Consider the following 20,987-nt stretch of genomic DNA (forward strand, 5'->3'; position numbering starts at 1 on the left):
ATAGGATGTGTCCTGATTATAGCAAATTTATACGTAGAAGACATGCGCCAAAAACAGTACATTTGTTCTTGTTTGTGAGATACTAAGAGTAAAGAAAAACGAGAAGGAGGTTTTCTTGATGAACCATATGCATATTGGTCGTGCCGGTAGTGGGAAAACGACACAATTGATCGAGCGCGTCGTACAAGAACTCGAGCAACGACCACTAGGGGAGAAGATGTATTTCATCGTTCCAGATCAGATGTCATTTGAAATGGAGCGGCGGATTGCGACAGATGAACGGATAGCAGGTCTTGTTCGTCTTGAGGTCATGAGTCTACGGCGCTTTGCGTTTCATATTTTACGCGATTACGGGAATCAAGCGATTCCATTTCTTGATGAGACGGGAACACAGCTATTACTGCGACAGGTCGTCGAGGAATCAGAAGACGAACTGAAGATTTTTAAACGAACTAAAAACATGCCAGGATTTTTCCAAGGACTTGATGAGCTCATCGCGTCGTTTAAACGCTCGTTGATTGAGCCAGACATGTTGCGTCAAGTGAGTGATCGCTCTCTCGAACGGTCACCGAAATTAAACGACCTTGCGTTGATTTATGAGCGCTTTACGGAACGAATCGTCGATAAAGCACTCCATGCAGACGATTACTATACGACGTTACTCGAATTACTTCCTAAAGCGCGACTGGATCAAGCGACAATCATCGTCGACGGATTTTATGAATTTTCGCTCCAGGAACAACAAGTTTTACTCGCCTTGATGCAACAAGTGGCTGAAATGCATATTAGCTTTACGATGGACGCAACGGATCCTTATGCGAAACAAACCTCTTTTGGTGTGTCTCAGCGATGCTACATGCAGTTGATCGGTCAGATGCAGGAGCTGTCGATTCCATACGAGGAAATCTTGTACGATCAACCAATCAAGTTTCAATCAGAAGGGTTACGACATTTGGAGCAGGCCTTGTTGAAGCCGGGATATCCTCCTGTCGATCATGACGTGGACGGCTTTCAGATGACAGCTGCAGTCAACCGGCAAGTCGAAGCAGAATCAGCTGTACGAAAAGCGATTCAACTCGTTCGACAAAAAGGGTATCGGTTTCATGAGATGGCATTCGTCGTGCGGCATCTTGAGCCGTATGCGGATCACTTGGAACGAGCCTTCCACATGTATGATGTCCCGTATTTCTTGGATCAACGTGAGTCGATGGTTCATCATCCGCTCGTTGACTTGATTCAATCTGCTTTAGACATCGTAACGTCGGGTTATCGGGAAGAAACGGTCTTTCGTTTACTGAAGACGGAGCTCTTACCGATTCCCGCAGAAGATGCGCGTCTAGCGCTCGATCGTTTCGAGACGTTCGTGCTCGAACGCGGCATCAAAGGATCGATGTGGCAACAACCGTGGCAATTAAAGCGACGCCTAGCAGAGGAAGTTCGTTTAACGGAAGAGGAGCTTGCGCAAGAAGAAGAACTGAACCATTTACGAACATTCGTCGTCGACTTGGTTGAACCGTTGCACCGTCGGTTGAAGCAGGCGAAGACGATGAGCGCGTATACGAAAGGTCTTTATCAATTCCTTGAAGAACAAAAAATTGCAGATCGTTTAATGGAGTGGCGTAAGCAGGCACTAGAGCAGGATCAATTACTTGTTGCGCGCGAGCATGATCAAGTGTACGAAGCGATACTGCATCTGTTCGAACAGCTAGAAGCTGCTGCGCCTGAGCATACCTTATCAACGGACTTGTTCGTCCAGATGGTCGAGACAGGACTTGAGAGCCTTCGTTTTGCACTTGTTCCGCCATCGCTCGATCAAGTCATCGCAACGGATTATGTCCGTGGACGATTACAACGAGTAAAAGTCGTCTTTTTACTGGGGGCGAATGATGGTCTGATTCCGTTCGTTCAAGATCAATCAAAGTTACTGTCCGAAAATGATCATGACTTTTTACATGAACACGGTATTCCGGTTGGAAAAGCATCTCTTGATGTGTTTGATGATGAGCTGTTTTACCTGTATCAAGGGATGATGGCTCCAAGTGAAGCCTTGTATGTTAGTTACGCACTTGTCGATGAAGAAGGAAAGGCGCTTCAGCCGGCAGCAATCACAAAACAATTAAAACGACAACTGTTGCTCGATCGTCCGATTAAGACACACTTTGCGGAAGCTGGGGAACACGCACCGCAAGAACAACTTGATTTCGTGACGAGTCCAGAGCGTGCGGCAGCAGCGACAGCGATTGAACTCCGGCGTCTTCAACGACGTTATCCGATTCAACCGATTTGGTTCGAGGTGTACAATACGCTTCTCGAAAACGGACAGGGACGTGAACGGATGGGGTTATTCTCGAGTGCCTTGTTCTATCAAAATCAAGCGGAAGCGTTGCCGGAAGGATTGGCGCATCGTCTATATGGTGATTCACTGCAAGCGAGCGTTTCGCGTTTTGAGACCTATAACGCCTGCTCGTATAAGCATTTTGCTCGATATGGACTTCGTTTACGCGAGCGAAAGCTGTATAAATTTGAGGCACCGGACATCGGGAATCTGTTCCACGGCGCATTAAATGATCTGTCGCTCAGTATTAAAGCTTCTGGACGACACTGGCGAGAGATCGACGGCGAGACGTGCGGAACACTGGCGAAGGAAGCTGTCGAAAAGGTGACACCGGAAATTCAGAATGCGATTTTGATGAGTTCGAGTCGCTTTGGGTATATCAAGAAAAAATTGACGGATGTCGTGGAGCAAACAGCTAAAATGCTTGTGGAACAAGCAAAACGAACAGATTTTGAACCCGACTTATTTGAAATCAGTTTTGGTAACGCGACGTTCCCACCATTACGCTTTACGTTACCAGACGGAACGGAAATTGAATTCACAGGTCGCATCGACCGGATTGATCAGGCGACGATCGGTGATCAGTTATACGTTCGAATCATTGATTACAAATCAAGTGCTCGAGGACTTGATTTTGCGGAAATCTATTATGGGCTTGCCATTCAGATGTTGTTGTATCTGAAGACGGTCGTGGAACAGTCGGAGTTGCTCTATCAACAGCAGGCAAAACCAGCTGGTGCGTTATATTTCCACGTCAAAAACCCGATGTTACGGGGCGATTTATCGGCTGACGAAGAAAAGCGTAATCAACTGTTACTCGAGTCCTATCAAATGCAAGGCGTCATCCTCGAGAATGACGAGGTACTACGAGCGATGGATCATATTGCGTACGATGAACGAAAAAAATCACCGCTCGTTAAAGTGACATTCACGAAAAACGGACTGCATAAGACGCAGACGAAAGGTGTCGTACAAGAGGAAGACTTATCAGCACTGATGGATCATGCATGGGAGGCATTAAAAGACAGCAGTCAAGATATCTATGATGGGGATATCGCCATCAATCCATTCGATTATCAGGAACGGACACCATGTAGTTTTTGTGAGTATCGTTCAGTCTGTCAGTTCGATGAATCGCTTGGGAATCAGTATCGCCCATTAAAACCGATGTCTGAAAAAGAGGTACTGGAACGGTTGAAGGAGGAAGAAGAATGAGCGTGCGTTGGACGGAAGAACAACAACAAGCCATTTCAGCTAGAGGTGGACATATCCTAGTCTCAGCGGCAGCGGGATCAGGGAAGACAGCGGTCCTCGTTGAACGGCTGACGCAACGATTGATTGATCCCGAAGATGAGTTATCGGCTGATCGGATTCTCGTTGCTACCTTTACGAATGCGGCAGCACGTGAGATGAAGACGCGGGTCATCGAGGTCATGGACCAGCGCATCAAAGAAGCACCTGATGATTTGTATTTGAAAAAACAGCGTCAATTGATGAACCGGGCACAAATTACGACGATTCATTCGTTCTGTTTGTCGATTCTGCGCGAGAATTATTACCGGATTGGTCTGGATCCTGCGTTTCGAATTGCCGATGAATCTGAATTACTGTTATTGCAAGACGATGTCTTAGAAGCGGTCTTTGAGTCTTTTTATGCTTCCGAGGACCCGGGATTCTATGATTTGATTGATAGTTATACGTCAGATCGGGATGATCAAGCGATGCTGACACTGATTTCGAATCTCTATCGCTTTTCCCGTTCCTTACCGGATCCGGAAGCATTTTATGCACATTTAATCAGTCAGTACGATCAGCCGATTGACCCGGATGATTCTCCACTTATGCAACGACTAGTCGAATTAGAGTGGGAAAGTCTCTCGAATTTATTAGGACGTTACCGAGAACTTGCTTTTGAGCTGGAGCAGTCTGGTTATACGGAAATGGGACAGATGATGCGTCAGGACATTGCTCCTTTTACCTCGCTTGAGACGTCGGCACGCCACTGGTCGATGGTTGCGCTTGCTTTTCAAGCAGTAGAATTCGGACGCTGGAAGAGTCCACGCGGGGATGAAGGAATTAAAACGTTTCAAGCAGAGCGGACGCGACTCGTAGCGGAGTTCAAGAAAATGAAAGAGCTGTTCGTCCAAAAGACCGGTGTCGATTACTTGGAGGACTTGCGGTCGCAGTTGCGACACGTCGAGACGATCGTGACACTCGTACGTCAATTCGCAAGCGATTATCTCGAAGCGAAACAACAACGTGGTATCGTCGATTTTTCGGATCTTGAACATTTTGCATTAGAGATTTTGACGGACGAAGGACAACCGTCAGACGTGGCAAAACTTTTGAAGGAACGTTTCGTCGAAGTACTCGTCGACGAATATCAAGATACGAACGAGGTTCAGGAACGCATCATTCAATTGGTCTCGAAGACGGATGAGGCGACAGGAAATCTATTCATGGTTGGTGACGTCAAACAATCCATCTATAAATTTCGTCATGCAGAGCCAGGACTGTTCCTTGAGAAATTCAAACGATTCCAACAGACCGATGTCGGTACCCGGATCGATTTAACAAAAAACTTCCGAAGTCGTCTTGAAGTGCTGGATGGAACGAATCAAATCTTCCGCCAAGTGATGGATGAGACGGTCGGGGAGATTGATTACGATGAAGCCGCACACCTTCGACTCGGGAATCTGAGTTATCTCGAATCGGAGCAAGTGGCACCTGAATTACTTTTGATTGATCCACTTGATAGTGAAAAGGAAGAGGTTGAAGCACGAGCGATTGCAACGCGAATTTTAGAACTCGTTGATTCGAAGCATCCACATCTGATCTATGATGCGAAAGCAAACCGATTCCGGACCTGTGAATACCGCGACATCGTCGTCTTAGCACGATCGCGTGGTAAGCGTGTCCAAGCGCTTGTCGAAGTGCTCGAACAGTATGAGATTCCAGTCTATGCGGATACGACGGGCGGGTACTTCCAAGCGACGGAAATTCAAATCATGATGGCGTTGCTCAAGACGATTGACAATCCCCTTCAAGACATTCCATTCGCGAGTTTGTTACGATCGCCGATTTTTGGGGTAGCGGATCGAGATTTAGGACGGATTCGAGCAAAACAAAAAGAAGGAAGCTTTTATGAGGCAGCGCTCGCGATGGCGGCAGAGGAATCATCACTCGGAATTCGAATGGATGAAATCATCCGTCAGATTCAATCATGGCGAACTGAAGCGCGTGGGAGTGCCTTACCTGCTTTCATTCGATCGCTCTTTGATCAGACCGGCTATTTTGAGTACGTCGGCTGTCTCGCCGGAGGAAAAAGTCGTCAAGCCAACTTGAACGCTTTATATGAGCGAGCGAAGCAATATGAGACGTCCGGTTATCGTGGACTATATCGCTTCCTTCGTCTAATCAATCGATTAATTGAACGAGGAGAAGACTTCGCAGAAGCCCGTTCGCTTGGAGAAGACGAGGACGTCGTTCGCATCATGACGATCCACCAATCAAAGGGACTCGAGTTCCCCGTGACGATCGTCAGCCAATTGACGAAGCAATTCAACAAACAGGATCAAATGCAGGCGATTCAGTTGCATAAGACGTATGGCATTGCCCTAGATGCGATTGATCCGATTCGTCGTTTACGATCTGGGACACTCTTGAAAGAAGTCATTCGTCGGGAAATGGATCGAGAAATGAAAGCAGAAGAGATGCGCGTCTTGTATGTTGCGATGACTCGAGCGAAGGAAAAGCTGATTCTCGTCGGAACCGTCAAGGATTTAGAAGATCAAATGGCGACCTGGCAGATGACGCCACCAGATGAAGTCTTACTACCTGAAAATGATCGACGCCAAGCGAAGAGTTATGCGGAATGGGTCGTTCCGGCAGTCTTACGCAGTAGTTTACTACGTCCGGATGAAACGGATTGGTCGATTCGTGTGATGTCGTTAGAGGAGTTAGCACCGTATCAAGAAATCTCAACACTCGTGGAGCAACTCGAACACGTCCAGCAGCTTGAAAAAATCGATGTACCGGTTAATTCGCAAGTCAAAGAAATCCTCGAAGCGGCATTTTCGTATCAATATCCGCATGCACTCGCGACAGAGACGGCAGCAAAACAGACCGTCACGGAACTGAAGCGCGCAGAACAGTTGGAACGTGCAGCATTCGAAACGACATATCGCCAGACGACGTATTACCGAACGCCGCAATTCCTCGGACCTGTTTTAAGTGGAGCGGAACGAGGAACGGTCTTACACTTAGCGATGCAATTATATGAACCGGACGAATCGATTTCGCAACAAATTGATCAGTGGGAAGCAACGGAACGCATTACGCCGATTGAAGCGACGACGATGCGGGAAGCGACAACACAGTTACAAGGATTCCTCGACTCCGAAATCGGACAATTGTTCAGCGAACGATTACGGACGAACCACGTCTATCGAGAGTTGCCGTTCACCTATAAGATCGGGGCATCTCGTTTCCGGAAAGACTGGACAGGTCCAGTGGATGACGCAGTCATGCAAGGAATCGTCGATTGTTTGATTCAAGATGAGGAGTCCTATATCTTGCTCGATTATAAATCGGATCAAATCGTTACGACGGAAGTCGGACAGACACCTGCTGATGTGTTACGGGATCGGTACGCAACTCAGTTGAATCTGTATCAAGAAGCGTTAGAAGCGATTCTTCATATTCGAATTTCACGCAAGGTCATCTATGCGTTTGCTTTAGAAGAAACGATTGATTTAGTTTAATTTAATGTTGATACGATCGAGACCTTCCTCGTCCTCCTACTTAAGGTAGAGATGAGGGAGGTTTTAGTATGGGTCGAAAGAGGGATGAAGAAGAAGGAGGTAAAATCAGTTTCTAAAGTAATTTCCGTTTCTTATTGTGAAGGAACTGTGTAAAATAAAGAAGATATGTCACTTTGATGATGGATAATTTTGGGAGGTTTTAATAGATGGCGCGCATTTTATTAGCAGAAGACGAAGATGTCTTACGCATGTTAGTACTCGATACACTAGAAGATGAAGGATATACGATTGACGAAGCGACGGACGGTGACGAAGCGTATCAAAAAATCATGAACGCTGAATATGATCTCGTCTTACTCGATTACATGATGCCTGGAATGACAGGGATTGAAGTCATCGAAAAAGTCCGACAACATCCAGATAAGCAACACTTAAAAATCATGATGCTGACGGCTAAAAGTCAACAATCGGACCGCGAACGAGCGGAAGAAATCGGAGCGAATTACTTCTTCTCGAAGCCCTTTAGTCCGTTAGAACTGATTGATGTCGTGGGAGGAATATTGAGTGATCACCAAGTGGATTAATCGAAAAATCGGGCGCCAACTCATGGCTTCCTTTTATGTCGTATTAGCTACATTGATGATTTCATCATTGATCGTGTACAACTATACCGATACGAAACTACAGGCGACTCGAGCGAAATTAGAAGATATCCGTGACCGGAGTGCACGTGCGGGTGCTTTATGGGAAGAGTGGCAGGATGTTCAGTTCAATATGCGCGGTTATGCATTGATGGGAAATGGGGAGTTGTACAATCAAGTCATGGCTCAACAAGATAAGATTGATCAGCAGACAGAATGGTTCGAAAAAAATGCGATTTATGATCAAGGAAAGGCATTCGCCCAGTCCTCGAGAGAATTGTATGGTTATTATTTCGATGCCATCTTGCCGCTTATTCAATCGTATGTCAAAGCGAAAGAGTCCGGGGATGTCACGGAATCCTTCTTAAAAGGGACAACACTTGCTGAATTGCCACTCGGTCAGAAGTTATTAGCTGAAGGTAAGATTCAATTAGATGCTCAAGGAAACATCGATGTACTATCGGAAATCAATAAGAGCGAGCTAGCACTCGGCGGTTATCGCGAATTTTTAGAGGATTGGGCACAACGGACGAGCGATCAGTTGGAACGGGAAATCCGGACGACACAGCTGATTTGGTTAGCGAATATTGTCGTCTTACTTGCCGTCTTGATTTTCTTTATTTATCCGTTTATCCGCCGCATCACGATGGAATTATTATCTCTCGTCAAGAACAGTCAACGGCTTGCGAACGGTGAAGATGTTTCGAGCGTCAAAGTACCGAATCGTAAAGATGAAATCGGAATTCTGGCGTTATCCTTCAATCAGATGGCAAGTTCGATTTCAGAGAACAAGCAGCATTTATTAGCGAAAAATGAAGAATTACAAGCGCAACAGGAAGAATTGCAAGCACAGCAGGAAGAATTGCAAGCACAGCAAGAAGAACTTGAAGAAGCATTAGAGCTGACGATGCGGAATGAGCAACATCTGCAGTATCGGAATGATTTGACAGAAACGCTCGCGGCGCGTGAGTCGTTGACTGCTTATCCGGAAATCATCGAGAAGCTCGTCACGATCACGGATTCTGAGATTGGTGCATTAGTATTTGTTGATGAAGAAGACAGTTATTCTGTCGTTACGTATGGAATGACGGATGAATTGGCAGAACAGCTGCTTCAAAATGATGCGTCTCTCTTAAAACGAGCCGAGTCACTGAAGTCACCTGTTCATTCTTCTAAACAAGTCGCAAGCAATCATCCATTGCCATATCCGTACTATATGTACGAAACAGCTGTACCGATTCTCGACCCCACTGCAGATGATATCATTGCGTACATCTACCTTGTCCGTTACCGCGATCAGTTTACGAACGAACAGATGCGTGATGTCATGTCCTTCTCCCGCCAATTATCGCTATCGCTTTTACGGATGCGATTGTTTGACGAAATGACGAAAGAGAAAACGAAGACGGAGCGGATTCTTGATTCGATTCGAGAGGCCGTCATTTATCTTGAACCGGGGAAAGAAGAGGTCTTCGTCAATCGACCATTATATGATTTATTCCCGGAATTACGTTATGGTGTCCAGACTGAACGGGAGACATTGCAAACGTGCTTAGAAGTCATTCGATCCGTCGTCGACGAACCAGAAGTCTTTAGCCGTTATGTTGATTCAGTTCTGCGTGGAGAATTACCGACCGATAGTTTACAGTTCTCGATTCGAAACGAAACGGTATTCATTCAATTTTATGTCGAGGTGATCCATATCCATCACGTACATAAAGGAACGATGCTCGTCATGCGTGATGTGACGAAAGAGACTGAAATGGATCGTTTGAAATCAGAACTCGTTTCAACCGTTTCTCATGAACTTCGGACGCCACTCTCTTCGATTTACGGATTTACAGAACTCATGCTTAACCGAGACATCGAAGAGTCGCGCCAAGATCGATATTTGCGGACAATCCATTCTGAAACGGAACGTCTTGCGAATCTCGTCAATGATTTCTTAGATGTCCAGCGCATGGAATCGGGCACACAATCGTATAAAAAAGCATCCGTGAACATCTATACGATTGCTGAAGAAACGACTCAGTTTTATGCGGCTTCGACACAGGCTCATCGGATTACGTTCCGTCACGAGGGAAATCAGTTGCCTGTCATTGAAGCAGACGAAGAAAAAATCAGACAGTTGCTCAATAATTTATTGAATAATGCGGTGAAATATTCACCATCTGGTGGTGCGATCGATGTCGTACTCACGACATCACTTGATCAAGTCATTCTTCAAGTTCGAGATGAGGGAATCGGGATTCCAGAACAATCGCTGAGTCGTTTATTCGAAAAGTTCTATCGCGTCGATAACTCGGATAGTCGAAAAATTGGTGGGACTGGTCTAGGGCTAGCTATCTGTAAGGAAATCGTCACGGGTCATGGTGGAGAAATTCATGTCGAGTCAGTCGTGAAGGAAGGTAGTCTTTTTACCGTCAAATTTCCACTTGTCCAGTCTACACATGTGACAATCTCCTGAAAAAACCATATATCAACAAAATAACACTAGGTGTTCGTCCTGAAATCAGATACGATGAAGTAGGAAAAGAAAGGAGGAAATGAAATGCCAATCACAGCATTCGTTCACACACACGTCTTACTTTGGGTACTTTTATTGGTTACGTTCTTCGTCGCTTTTTCGATGTACAAGAACAACAAAAAAGCTGCAAAAGGGATTCATATGGCGTTCCGTCTGTTGCTCTTATTGACGTTCGCGACAGGTCTTTATCTGTACATCAAAATCATGGGGATGTCTGAAAATCCAGACCCACTCTATCATGCGAAGATCACAGCAGGTCTTTTGACGCTCATCTTCGGAGAATTGACACTCGTTCGTGTCAAAAAGGGCAAAGCCTATTCCGGTTTCGTCATCGGATTCATCGTGCTTGTCCTTGTAACAGTGTTCCTAGGTTATTCACTCCCATACGGCATGAAATTCTTCTAAGTTCATGCGGGATCAAAGAGTCCTTTTCGACCTCATAGGTTGAAAAGGACTCTTTTTGTCGTGTTCGTTAGTAATTTTTGTTTACAAGTGGTTGTTATTTGGGAAAAGGGATGTATTACACAGTAGAGAGGGGAACGCTTGTGGCACAGTTGAAGGAATGGACGAAAGTTTTTCGGGCACGAAAATGGATGAAACGCGCAGAACCGGTGTTACCACTTTGGCATGGGTATATCGGTTATAAATATGGGTTATTCGATGCTCTTCAAACAGGGGCAACACAAGCAGAGGCACAGCTACGAATGCAGCGTCCGCTGACACAGGAAGCGTTATCCCGCTGGTTCGAAGTCGGTGTCGCAGTCGGTCACTTGAAGAAAAAAGATTTACGCTATACAGCGACTCGCCATGTTCTTCCAGAACTCTCTCAATCAGACGATCGCAGTATCGGATTCATGTTATCGGAAATGATGGAGCTGCATTTGCCAGCACTATTCTCCTATCCTCAATTTTTAGAAGAGGGTCAACAAAAGACATTTAATGGAGAGGAACATGGAGACATCGTGGCTGAAACTTCAGCTCTCGTTGAGACGGTTGCTTTCCCGGCAGTACGCCATATCATTCGCAGTCGTAATCTGACCTCACTCCTTGATATTGGTTGTGCTTATGGTGGATATCTCCGTAAAATTCACGAGGCATTGCCGGACTTACGACTCGCTGGAATCGATATTGAAGAATCCGTCATTGCCGAAGCAAAACGACGAGATACGAGCGGAGAGATTGATTTTGTCGTCGGAGACATTAAAACGTTTGATGTCAAAGAGACCTATGACGGTGTCATGATGAATAATATTTTATATTACTTCCCGCAACCGGAACGCCTTGCGCTATTAGAAGGAGTTCGTCGTTTCGTCAAGGATGATGGAACAGTCATTCTCGTCACACCATTACGTGACAGTTCACATGGTGCACCTTTCTCAGCAGCATTCAATGCCTTCATGACGTTGCATGAGAATCTGTATCCATTACCAAGTAAGGAAGAATTGAAAGAAGATCTATCGAAAGCTGGGTTTGAAAACATTTCGATTACACCATTCTTAAAAGAAGGTGCCTGGTATATCGTCACTGCAAACGCCACTTCCTAAGCGAAGTCTGGCGTTTTTACAGTTGGAAGACAGTTCAAATTTGTTGCTTTCACTATGTGCTTAGTATAATAGTTGAAACGATGAGAGATAAAAAGGAGAGATTTGGGTGAAGCGACGCGTAGCAGTGATAGGAGCAGGACCTGGGGGACTTGCATGTGCCTTGTTATTAGCAGGAAAAGGAGTAGACGTCACCGTTTACGAAAAACAAACGCAAGTCGGTGGACGAACTTCTGCCGTCAAGCTAGGTGACTATACGTTCGATCGAGGACCAACATTCCTTAATATGCCGCATATTTTAGAAAATGTTTTTCACGAAGCCGGTTTACGATTAGAAGATTATTTAGATTTAAAGGCACTTGATCCGATGTATACACTCTATTTCAAAGGCGGAACAGAGCAGTTTACGATGACGACGGATCGGGACCGGATGAAAGAGGCAATCGAGCGACAATTTCCTGGAAACGGAGAAGGATACGATCGATTCATGGCAGAGCAAGCACTTAAGCTAGGAAAACTCATGCCAATCTTACAGACACGTCACGATCGGCTGACGGATTACTTATCACCGCGTGTCTTAACGGCACTTCCACGCCTATCGCTCGGACGATCGCTTTATGATGTTTTATCCGATTACTTCACGAGCGAAGAATTGAAGTATTCTTTTACATTCCAAGCGAAATACTTAGGCATGTCAGCTTGGGAATGTCCGGGTGGTTTTTCGATCTTGTCTTACATGGAACATGCTTACGGTGTCCACCATCCGATTGGTGGGATGCATCAAGTACCACTTGCAATGCAACGTGCGATTGAGGAGTTAGGCGGAACCGTACAGTTGGGTGCGGGCGTCGAACAATTGATTTTAAACGGAAAAGCTGTCGAAGGAGTCATCCTCGAATCAGGTCAACATGAGTTATTCGATGAAGTCATCATCGGTGCCGATTTCGCACATGCGATGAATCATCTGGTGCCGGAAGGGGTTTTGAAAAAATGGTCCCGACCAAAAATTGACCGCAAAAAATTCTCGTGTTCGACGTTCATGTTATACCTTGGTGTCAACCGGACGTTCGATGCACCACACCATACGATTTACTTTGCAGAGGATTATGAGAAAAACGTTCGCGAGATGACGCAGACGTTAGAATTGTCGGATGACTTTTCATTCTATGTTCAAAATCCATCCGTCCTTGATCCAACGCTAGCACCTGAAGGCAAGTCTGCTATGTATGTCCTAGTGCCGGTGCCGAACAATTACTCTGAACTCGATTGGTCGATCGAAGGACCGAAACTACGTCGTCGTGTTCTGGACGCTCTTGAAACGCGTTCACCGTATCAAGGGATTGAGGCGGCAATCGAAGTCGAAGAGATGTTCACGCCAGACGACTGGGAAGCGATGGGGATCCATCAAGGCGCGACGTTCAATCTCGGTCATCAGTTGACACAGATGATGTACTTCCGACCGCATAATCAATTTGAAGAGCTCGATCATCTGTATCTCGTCGGAGGTGGCACACATCCGGGTAGCGGATTACCGACGATTTTCGAATCCGCGCGTATCACGGCAGAACTCGTGCTCAAAAAAGAAGGGGTGCGGACATGAAAATAGGATTCGTAGGAGCCGGTGTCGGTACACTGCATGCAGCGCTTTTGCTGACAGCAAGACATCTCGGAGTCGAGATTACGATTTTTGAAAAAGAAGCGCATGTCGGTGGTCGATTACGATCCGTCGATTTTGAATCGGGTGGCCGTATCGATGAAGGTCCGACGATCGTCCTGATGCCAGGCAAGTTAAAAGAGCAGTTGGCAGAAGCCGGCGTGACGGGAGTAGAACTTGAACGGGTCGATCCATTGTATGACCTTCACTTCGACGATGGTACGGTCGTTACGAAAGTAGCCGATGTCGTGGATCAAGCGATCGCGATCGAACGTCAATTCGGTGAAGGGCGTGGATTTTATGAATTCATGCATCAAAAAGAAAAGGATTATGAGACGAGTGTATCGAAATTTTTAGAACGTGGTTATCGTCGGAAGACGGAATTGTTGCACCCAGACATGATGCGTCCATTACTACAGATGCATGCTCTAGAGACTGCACATGACCATTTGAAGCGATACTTCAAGAGTAAATATTTGCGCATGGCATACAGTTTCCCAACATTTTATATCGGCGGAAACCCTTATACGACACCATCGATTTACGGTTTGATTCCGTACCGGGAACAAGCAGAAGGTGTCTGGTATGTAAAAGGTGGCTATTTCTCGCTTGCTGAACGCATGTACGACACATTAGTCGAACGTGGTGTCCGATTCGTCTTCGAGGCACCCGTTGAACGAGTCGTCGTCGACCAAGGACAGGCAAAGGAAATCGTCTTACAAGATGGCACCCAGGAAGCATTCGATCAAATCGTATTAAACGGAGAGTTTCCATTGATGGAACGCCTTGTAGAAGGTAAACAACCTAAGACCTATACACCTTCAGGCGGTACGCTATTGCTATATTTCAAGATGAAAGGAAAAGTCGATTTACCGGTGCATCGCTTTTTGATGCCAAACGACTTGGAACCGCTCATGACGAATATCTTTAAAAAAGGACGATTACCTGAACATCCGGCAGTCTATCTGTTCCATCCGAGTCGGATTGACCGTAGTTTAACAGGAACGGACGATAGCGTCGTCTATTCATTAATTCCTTCTCCGCGTGGCTATGGTGTAGAAGATTATGAAAAAGTAGACTTCATTGAGACCGTACTTGAAAAAATCGAGCATCATCATCCGGGATTCCGGGAAAAGATACAAGAAATGAAGATTCGTACACCGAATGATGCACAGGCCTTTGGATTATATCAGGGAGGTAGTTTTGGGATTGCGCCGACGATTCGTCAATCGGCTGCCTTAAAGACACAGGCAAAACCGTATCCGGATATCGATCGATTATATGCCGTCGGTGCATCGGTGCATCCGTGTGGAGGAGTACCAGTCGTCATGATGGGCGCAACGATACTCGTAAACCGAATGGAACAAGAGATGGGGTGGAAACATGAATTCAGTGACGATCCAGAACGCGTATATCAAATGTGAGGAAGTCATTCAGTCCGGATCTAAGACGTTCTATAAAGCCTTTTCACTCTTACCAAAAGCAGATCGACAAGCTGTTTATGCCATCTATACATTTTGCCGGTTCCTCGATGATACCGTCGATGAGTCGGATACGCCGAAAGATAGCTTGATGGCTTTCTTAGATGAATTCAAACGATTCCGTGATGGCGAAGTATTAGATAAACCGTTATGGATTGCGTTGGCAGACGTATTTGAACGTTATGAAATGGATGAGACACCATTCCTTGAGCTCGCGGAAGGGATGCGTTGGGATATCGAGAAAAATCGTTATCAGACGCTTGAAGAGACAGAGCAATACAGCTACTACGTAGCGAGTACTGTCGGTTTGATGCTGTTGCCCATCCTTGCACCGCAACAGCCTGATCTCCGTAAGTCTGCTATTGATCTTGGAATCGCGATGCAATTAACGAATATTTTACGAGATGTTGGTGAAGATGCAAAACGCGGCCGTATCTACTTGCCTCATTCATGGATGGAGACATACGGTGTCACAGCCGAGTCGTTACTCGCTGGTCGTCCTTCAGGAGACTTCATCGGTCTCTGGGAAGAGGTTGCACTTCGAGCAGAGCATCTGTATGACGCGGCGATTCCATCGTTTGAACGGTATCCACGAGAGAGTCGGCGTGCTCTAAAAGCTGCTGCCTTCCTGTACCGTGGTATACTCGATGCAGCGCGGGATAATCACTACGACGTCTTTACAAAACGGGCGTACGTCAGCCGTTGGCAAAAAATGAAGTTACTTGCAACGATTTAATACATGACCATAGAAAAAAGACCTTGGCGGGGACCAAGGTCTTTTTTCTATGGTCTGAGACCGGGGAGTCTCAGATTACTTCTAAACCAGAGCGAACATCTGGACTACGAGATAGGTCTGTTTCGACCACGGGGATGGTCTTTTCTTTATCGAGCTATCTGTGGACCATTCGGATGAGACGATCTAAGGGGGAACGTCGTAAGTCATGCGAATGGACACACGATGAGTCACGTGATGAAATGGGTGGGTCCCATTTGATTTCGCTGGTTAGAAAAAGTAAGTTCTTCAACGCTCTTGACTCGGGGAAGTCACCTTGCGCTTGATTGAGGATGTGGGGTCAATCACTACCTCTTGAACTCGAAGTAATCGTATCAAATCTTAGTTGTCCGTACAAGTGATTGATATGCAATTCACATAACGTTCACAGGGTAGCGGCGACAGCGGAGACGATTCGTTCACTTGCTAGTTTTCCTGAAAGCGTCACCATTGGACTACCACCACCAGGATGCGTTGATCCACCGGCAAAAAACAAATTGTGAACATTCTTTGAACGGTTGCTCGGACGGAGGAAAGACGACCGGATGCCATTGGAGGACAAGCCATACAATGAACCGTGATAAGCAAAGAAGGTTTGTTCAATATCCTGTGGCGTGACTCGTTGTTCGAAGACGACATCGGACGAAATATCAATTCCAAAGGACTGCAATCGTTGATTGATCAGTTGATCATACGTATCAAAATCAATCGCATGTCCAGTATCCGTTGCCGGTGCATTGACGAGCACGAATAAGTTGTCACCCGCTTGTCCCATTTCTGGTGCTGTGACGGAAGAATTCGAGATATAGATCGTCGGCTCCTCAGCGTACCGTTTTTCATCAAAGAGTGCCTTGAACTCAGCTTCGTAATCCGAAGAGAAGAAGACGTTATGATGAGCCAGCCCTTCGATTCGACGTGAGAGACCGATGCATCGGACGTAGGCCGAAATCGACGGTTCGACTTGAGCAGGTGTTGGATTTTTAAAATCAGGTCGTGCCGTTTCTGAAATCAGGCGTGGATATTGTGTCAACAAATCACCGTTCATGACGACGAAGTCAACCGGTAGATATTCCAAGTGATTCAATTCAATTTCCGTTGCTTGTCCATCGACGACTTCGATCTGTGTCACTTCATCGCCAAGACGGAAGACGACACCTAGTTCTTTTGCACGTCGGGCGAATCCTTCTGCGATTGCTGTATTACCGCCATTTGTGAAGTAGACACCGTCATTCAGTTCTAAATGAGCGATTAAACTGAAAGTAGCGGGTGTTTGATACGGACTACTCCCGATATACGTCGCATAACGATCGAGTGCCTGAATCAACCCTTTATCCTTAAAGTAGTGCTTATGCAACCCATGAAGGTTTTGGAAAGGATGCACTTTCAACATGTCTCGCCAGAGTGAGGGGCGGATGAATGAATCAATGTTCGTAAAGAATTGTTGTTTTGCGATCGTATGCAACTTCGCCACTTCTTCTTGGTAACCTGTAATATCGTTCTTCGACAACTGACCGTTCGTGAAACGATCTACTTCTGTCCGCATCGCTTCGCGTCCAGACGAAAATGTTAATGTTCTTCCGTCGGAAAAATGATTGACCGTATGACGTTCAAGTTTCGTGAATGTAAAGTACTCATCGGGATCCGCACCGGATTCAAGAATGACAGACTGAAAAACTTCCGGCATCGTGATTGTGTTCGGACCAAAATCGAAGCGATGTCCTTCTGTGACGATCGGCATCATTTTGCCACCGATATGTGTATTACGCTCGATGACCGTGACGCGAAATCCTTTTGCTGCTAATGAGATGGCAGCGCTTAGTCCACCAAGACCGGCTCCGATGACAGCTATATGTTTCATGATACTGATTCCTCCTTATGAATAGGTCCTACCCTTCCATGTGATTTCCCGTTTCCTAAAGCTTCGAATCATTGCACTTGCTAGCAAGATGACATAAAGGAATACCGCCAGTGGATGGAGCCACCAAACATGTCGGATTCGTGCCGCACGATCGATCCGGAATCGTGCTAAGTAAAGAAGAATCAGTGCGCCACCCATCTGCCAGGATGGGTGAAGGATGAGATAAGGTAGGACACTTGCTTGAACCAAGTAAAAGAGTAGAAAGTATAATCCGACGACATAAGAATCGTTCATCCCACGAAAGACATTCTTTAGAAAACCTTGCCAGACTTCGTCGTTCGTGGCGTACATATCACAAGAGACTGCTGGGGCGACTTCGACGAGCGTCGTCGTCAACCCGTATCGTTTAAATGTACGACAAAGTTCTAAATCGTCAACGAGAGCCGATTGGATGCTTTCATGTCCACCGACTTGGTCATACGCGTGTCGTTCGACGAGCACGACCATGCCGTTGGCTGCAGCAAACGCTGGATGTTTCACCTTGCGAAACGGAATCGGAAGATGCTGCGCGATAAGAACATGTTGCATCGGAATCAAACACTTCCCGAGAAACGTCGGTACAGGAAAGGATGGGAAACCGGAAAGGAAAACGGCTTGTTCTGTTCGTAACGTTCCGTATAAGCGACAAATCGCATCCGGTGTCAGTGTCACATCAGCATCGAGAAATAACAGATAGTCCTCTGTCGTTCGTTTCGCGAGTTGATGACACGCATGAACCTTTCCTGCCCAGCCTGTTGGTAAGGGAAGACCATCAATCACTGTAAAACGGTCGTCTTGACCGATCCGATTAAGCAATAACTCGCGTGTCCGATCGGTCGAGCGGTCTTCATATAAGTAAACGTGCATCCCTGGTGTCAGAGCGGGTTCTAATGCGTCTAATAATTTTCGTACATTACGCTCCTCATTCCGTAACGGGATGCAAATTGCTAGACTATCTGGTTGAACGGGATCCGTTAATCGTGGTAAGAAAGCTAAATTGATCCATGTGTAGAGACAGACAGCTAGAGCGAAGAAGAGAAAGAACCAACTCATGACCGAAGTGCCCGTAACCAGCGCTCCGTTCGTGCAGGAAGTGGTTCCCTTCGGGTAGAGATACAGCGATACAAATCAACACGTTCCGCAATGGCATCTGCTCGAATGTCGTCGTATAAAGCAGTTAGTTCTGTTGTCAGTCGTTTTGCCTGAGCACTTGATCGTTCGTCAGGTAATGGATGAAAGCGACGCGTCCGGATGTAGACGTCCGGTTGCTGTTCATGGCCATATGAATAATAAAAGGCGACGAGAGACACGTAATCCGTATGACGCGTCAAATGTGTGGCACCACTTGCTAAGCGAAGCGGACGGTCCTCTTGATGACGTTCCTCGCCTTGAGGAAACATCCAGACGCTGCTGCCATTTTGAAGTCGTTCTTTTGCATAATGAAGGCTTGTCTTGATATCAGCGAATGATGTCCGGTCAACAGAGAAAGCTCCGAGACGGGAGAAGAACGGGAAACGAGCAAGACCTGCTTGGTCAATCATGACGTAGGGGTCGTGATGAAAACAGGTCTGATCCAAATGAAAAAGAATCATACCATCCCACCAAGAACTGTGCGTAGCAAGCATGAGACCAGGGACAGGTAGATCGTCTGCTCGATATAAGACACGGTGGAAATGACGTCGGATCAAAGCATGATCGACATACGTATGAAATACGAATTCAGCTAATTTGCTTTTGTTTGCTTCTTTCAACGATAACCCCTCGTTTCACAATGAAATAGGCGATGAATGCACTTAAGCTGACCAAAGTGACACCATAGAGACCAGCAACTCCTGCTGTTACACCGAATAAAGTATGCAACATCAAAAAGAGATACTGATTGTTTTGTTCGAGTGCAGCATCCGTCGCCTTGACTTGATAGCGATTGATGAAAAAGGAAAAGACGAGCGCTGTTCCATACCACCCGAAGAAATTCTGTGTCGGAATATCGTAATACCAGCCACCATCTTGCCAAAGCCAATACGACTTCACGTTAGCAGCAACAGGATCGATCGCTAAATCGAGCCAGACGGCGAACAATGGAACGAGAATCAGTGTACTATAGCGAAACGAAAACAAACGGGAGAAAGCGAGACTCGCCCCCATGACCGACAGCCATGCAGCCCCGATCGTAATCGGTACACCTAATAATTGGACACCGAAATCCGACTCGTAACGATATGTTCCAAACGGCCAACCGGTATGGACCCCAATCGACTCAATGATGATCGAACCAAAGAAGATGAAGGGGATGACAAGACGTCCCTTCGGTAAGACATGCCAAAAATAGAGTGCTGCGTATAAGCCGGAAGCGAATAAAAAGACGGCATTGGCCCACTCGAGCCAAGTGGGAAGTAACGAAAAACCAACTAAGATCAAGCCGATGGTGAACCAAATCGAAAAGAAAATCCAAAGACGTTTATGAAACTGCTCCATGCGTGACATTCCTCCATTTCCAAAATAGCTTCTGTCATAAGTATACCCATATATCTTGAAAACGAGCGAGGGAGAAGCGGTCTTGTAAAAAAAGTGGTCCGGCTTCTCGTAAGAGAAACCGAACCACTTCCTATCATCATCCGTTTGAATGTTGTTTTTGCTTCTTCTTTTTGATGAACGAGAAAAGGAGAAACGCGATATACAACGGAACAGCAACGAACCAAAACGTCGACCACTCATTGCTACGGGCAATCATGACATACGTCACGTACAGTAACGTAAAGGTGATGACGAACGTATGGCGCGGAACGGGAATGTCTTTAAAACTTGGAATCTTGACACGACTGACCATCAAGAAGGCAAGACCTGTAAAGACGAGTGGGACCATCAAGTCGTTCATTCGTCCGCTAAATAACGTGACGACGGCCAAAATACCACCTGCCGCTGTAATCGGTACACCTGAAAAATAAGCAGATGCCACATTCGTTGCCGATAAATTAAACCGGGCAAGACGGAATGCGCCGAACAACGGGAACAGAGCAGAGATGAGTAAACCAACTTCTCCGAATTCATAGAAATACGTATAGTAGGCCATCATTGCAGGTGCGACACCGAATGTCACGATATCTGCTAATGAATCCAGTTCTTTTCCGAAGTCGCCTGCTACACCAAGCATCCGAGCAAGACGTCCGTCCAGACTATCAAGCATCATCGCGATGACGATTAGTAAGGTGGCATTTTGAAAATCACCTTTTGCTGCCATGACGATGGCTAAAAAACCACAATACAGATTTCCGAACGTAAATAGGTTGGGTATTGAATTACGAACACGATCTTTCCACAAAATGATTCCTCCTGCCACTTCATCGATACTACTCATCATACCATAATTAGGAGATGG

Annotated in this window: 14 protein-coding genes; 9 read left to right on the forward strand and 5 right to left on the reverse strand. The window is 46.1% G+C overall.

Annotated elements, in window-relative coordinates:
• Positions 1-118: 118 nt before the first annotated feature.
• The 9 genes from addB to K7G97_RS04105 all read left to right on the forward strand — a co-directional run bounded on the left by addB (position 119) and on the right by K7G97_RS04105 (position 15,678).
• Positions 119-3,550, forward strand: a complete 3,432-nt coding sequence (gene addB, locus K7G97_RS04065; RefSeq protein WP_223041422.1) for a helicase-exonuclease AddAB subunit AddB — start codon at positions 119-121, stop codon at positions 3,548-3,550.
• Positions 3,547-7,098, forward strand: a complete 3,552-nt coding sequence (gene addA, locus K7G97_RS04070; RefSeq protein ID WP_223041423.1) for a helicase-exonuclease AddAB subunit AddA — start codon at positions 3,547-3,549, stop codon at positions 7,096-7,098. The genes addB and addA overlap by 4 nt, the downstream gene beginning before the upstream one ends.
• Before the next feature lie 206 nt (positions 7,099-7,304).
• A complete protein-coding gene (locus tag K7G97_RS04075; protein WP_023467390.1) occupies positions 7,305-7,682 on the forward strand; it encodes a response regulator in 378 nt (125 codons plus the stop codon).
• Positions 7,663-10,206 carry a HAMP domain-containing sensor histidine kinase gene (locus tag K7G97_RS04080; protein ID WP_223041424.1) on the forward strand — a complete coding sequence of 848 codons (2,544 nt, stop codon included), beginning with the start codon at positions 7,663-7,665 and terminating at the stop codon, positions 10,204-10,206. Before K7G97_RS04075 ends, K7G97_RS04080 begins: the two co-directional genes overlap by 20 nt.
• Positions 10,207-10,290: 84 nt before the next feature.
• Positions 10,291-10,671: a DUF1516 family protein gene (locus K7G97_RS04085; RefSeq protein ID WP_035409357.1), complete on the forward strand. Its 381-nt coding sequence runs from the start codon at positions 10,291-10,293 to the stop codon at positions 10,669-10,671.
• A gap of 188 nt (positions 10,672-10,859) precedes the next feature.
• A complete protein-coding gene (locus tag K7G97_RS04090; protein WP_241492324.1) occupies positions 10,860-11,810 on the forward strand; it encodes a class I SAM-dependent methyltransferase in 951 nt (316 codons plus the stop codon).
• Positions 11,811-11,916: 106 nt separating this feature from the next.
• Complete coding sequence (locus K7G97_RS04095) at positions 11,917-13,407, forward strand: phytoene desaturase family protein (protein WP_087679781.1); 1,491 nt, start codon at positions 11,917-11,919, stop codon at positions 13,405-13,407.
• On the forward strand, positions 13,404-14,885 hold the full coding sequence (locus K7G97_RS04100; RefSeq protein ID WP_223041425.1) for a phytoene desaturase family protein: 1,482 nt from the start codon (positions 13,404-13,406) through the stop codon (positions 14,883-14,885). The genes K7G97_RS04095 and K7G97_RS04100 overlap by 4 nt, the downstream gene beginning before the upstream one ends.
• The gene (locus K7G97_RS04105) at positions 14,845-15,678 is read left to right on the forward strand and encodes a phytoene/squalene synthase family protein (protein ID WP_223041426.1); all 834 of its coding nucleotides are present in this window, start codon (positions 14,845-14,847) and stop codon (positions 15,676-15,678) included. The genes K7G97_RS04100 and K7G97_RS04105 overlap by 41 nt, the downstream gene beginning before the upstream one ends.
• Positions 15,679-16,099: 421 nt before the next feature.
• On the opposite strand, the gene K7G97_RS04110 is transcribed toward K7G97_RS04105, so the two are convergent.
• The 5 genes from K7G97_RS04110 to pssA form a co-directional block, all read right to left on the reverse strand.
• Positions 16,100-17,572 (reverse strand): phytoene desaturase family protein, encoded by a 1,473-nt coding sequence (locus tag K7G97_RS04110; protein ID WP_223041427.1) that lies wholly within the window; start codon positions 17,570-17,572, stop codon positions 16,100-16,102.
• A 15-nt stretch (positions 17,573-17,587) separates the two neighbouring features.
• A complete protein-coding gene (locus K7G97_RS04115; protein WP_223041428.1) occupies positions 17,588-18,664 on the reverse strand; it encodes a glycosyltransferase family 2 protein in 1,077 nt (358 codons plus the stop codon).
• Positions 18,661-19,362 (reverse strand): lysophospholipid acyltransferase family protein, encoded by a 702-nt coding sequence (locus tag K7G97_RS04120; protein WP_262415791.1) that lies wholly within the window; start codon positions 19,360-19,362, stop codon positions 18,661-18,663. Before K7G97_RS04120 ends, K7G97_RS04115 begins: the two co-directional genes overlap by 4 nt.
• The gene (locus tag K7G97_RS04125) at positions 19,331-20,086 is read right to left on the reverse strand and encodes a carotenoid biosynthesis protein (protein WP_223041429.1); all 756 of its coding nucleotides are present in this window, start codon (positions 20,084-20,086) and stop codon (positions 19,331-19,333) included. Before K7G97_RS04125 ends, K7G97_RS04120 begins: the two co-directional genes overlap by 32 nt.
• 136 nt (positions 20,087-20,222) lie before the next feature.
• The gene (pssA, locus tag K7G97_RS04130; RefSeq protein ID WP_174316042.1) at positions 20,223-20,969 is read right to left on the reverse strand and encodes a CDP-diacylglycerol--serine O-phosphatidyltransferase; all 747 of its coding nucleotides are present in this window, start codon (positions 20,967-20,969) and stop codon (positions 20,223-20,225) included.
• Positions 20,970-20,987: the final 18 nt, after the last annotated feature.

This window comes from Exiguobacterium acetylicum (assembly GCF_019890935.1).
Taxonomy (GTDB): Bacteria; Bacillota; Bacilli; order Exiguobacteriales; family Exiguobacteriaceae; genus Exiguobacterium_A; species Exiguobacterium_A abrahamii.

Excerpts from the sequence above, each read along its gene's own strand:
- addB (WP_223041422.1), top strand. The coding sequence starts at position 119 with ATGAACCATATGCATATTGGTCGTGCCGGTAGTGGGAAAACGACACAA.
- addA (WP_223041423.1), top strand. The coding sequence starts at position 3,547 with ATGAGCGTGCGTTGGACGGAAGAACAACAACAAGCCATTTCAGCTAGA.
- K7G97_RS04075 (WP_023467390.1), top strand. The coding sequence starts at position 7,305 with ATGGCGCGCATTTTATTAGCAGAAGACGAAGATGTCTTACGCATGTTA.
- K7G97_RS04085 (WP_035409357.1), top strand. The coding sequence starts at position 10,291 with ATGCCAATCACAGCATTCGTTCACACACACGTCTTACTTTGGGTACTT.
- K7G97_RS04090 (WP_241492324.1), top strand. The coding sequence starts at position 10,860 with ATGAAACGCGCAGAACCGGTGTTACCACTTTGGCATGGGTATATCGGT.
- K7G97_RS04100 (WP_223041425.1), top strand. The coding sequence starts at position 13,404 with ATGAAAATAGGATTCGTAGGAGCCGGTGTCGGTACACTGCATGCAGCG.
- K7G97_RS04105 (WP_223041426.1), top strand. The coding sequence starts at position 14,845 with ATGAATTCAGTGACGATCCAGAACGCGTATATCAAATGTGAGGAAGTC.
- K7G97_RS04110 (WP_223041427.1), bottom strand. The coding sequence starts at position 17,572 with ATGAAACATATAGCTGTCATCGGAGCCGGTCTTGGTGGACTAAGCGCT.
- K7G97_RS04115 (WP_223041428.1), bottom strand. The coding sequence starts at position 18,664 with ATGAGTTGGTTCTTTCTCTTCTTCGCTCTAGCTGTCTGTCTCTACACA.
- K7G97_RS04125 (WP_223041429.1), bottom strand. The coding sequence starts at position 20,086 with ATGGAGCAGTTTCATAAACGTCTTTGGATTTTCTTTTCGATTTGGTTC.
- pssA (WP_174316042.1), bottom strand. The coding sequence starts at position 20,969 with ATGATGAGTAGTATCGATGAAGTGGCAGGAGGAATCATTTTGTGGAAA.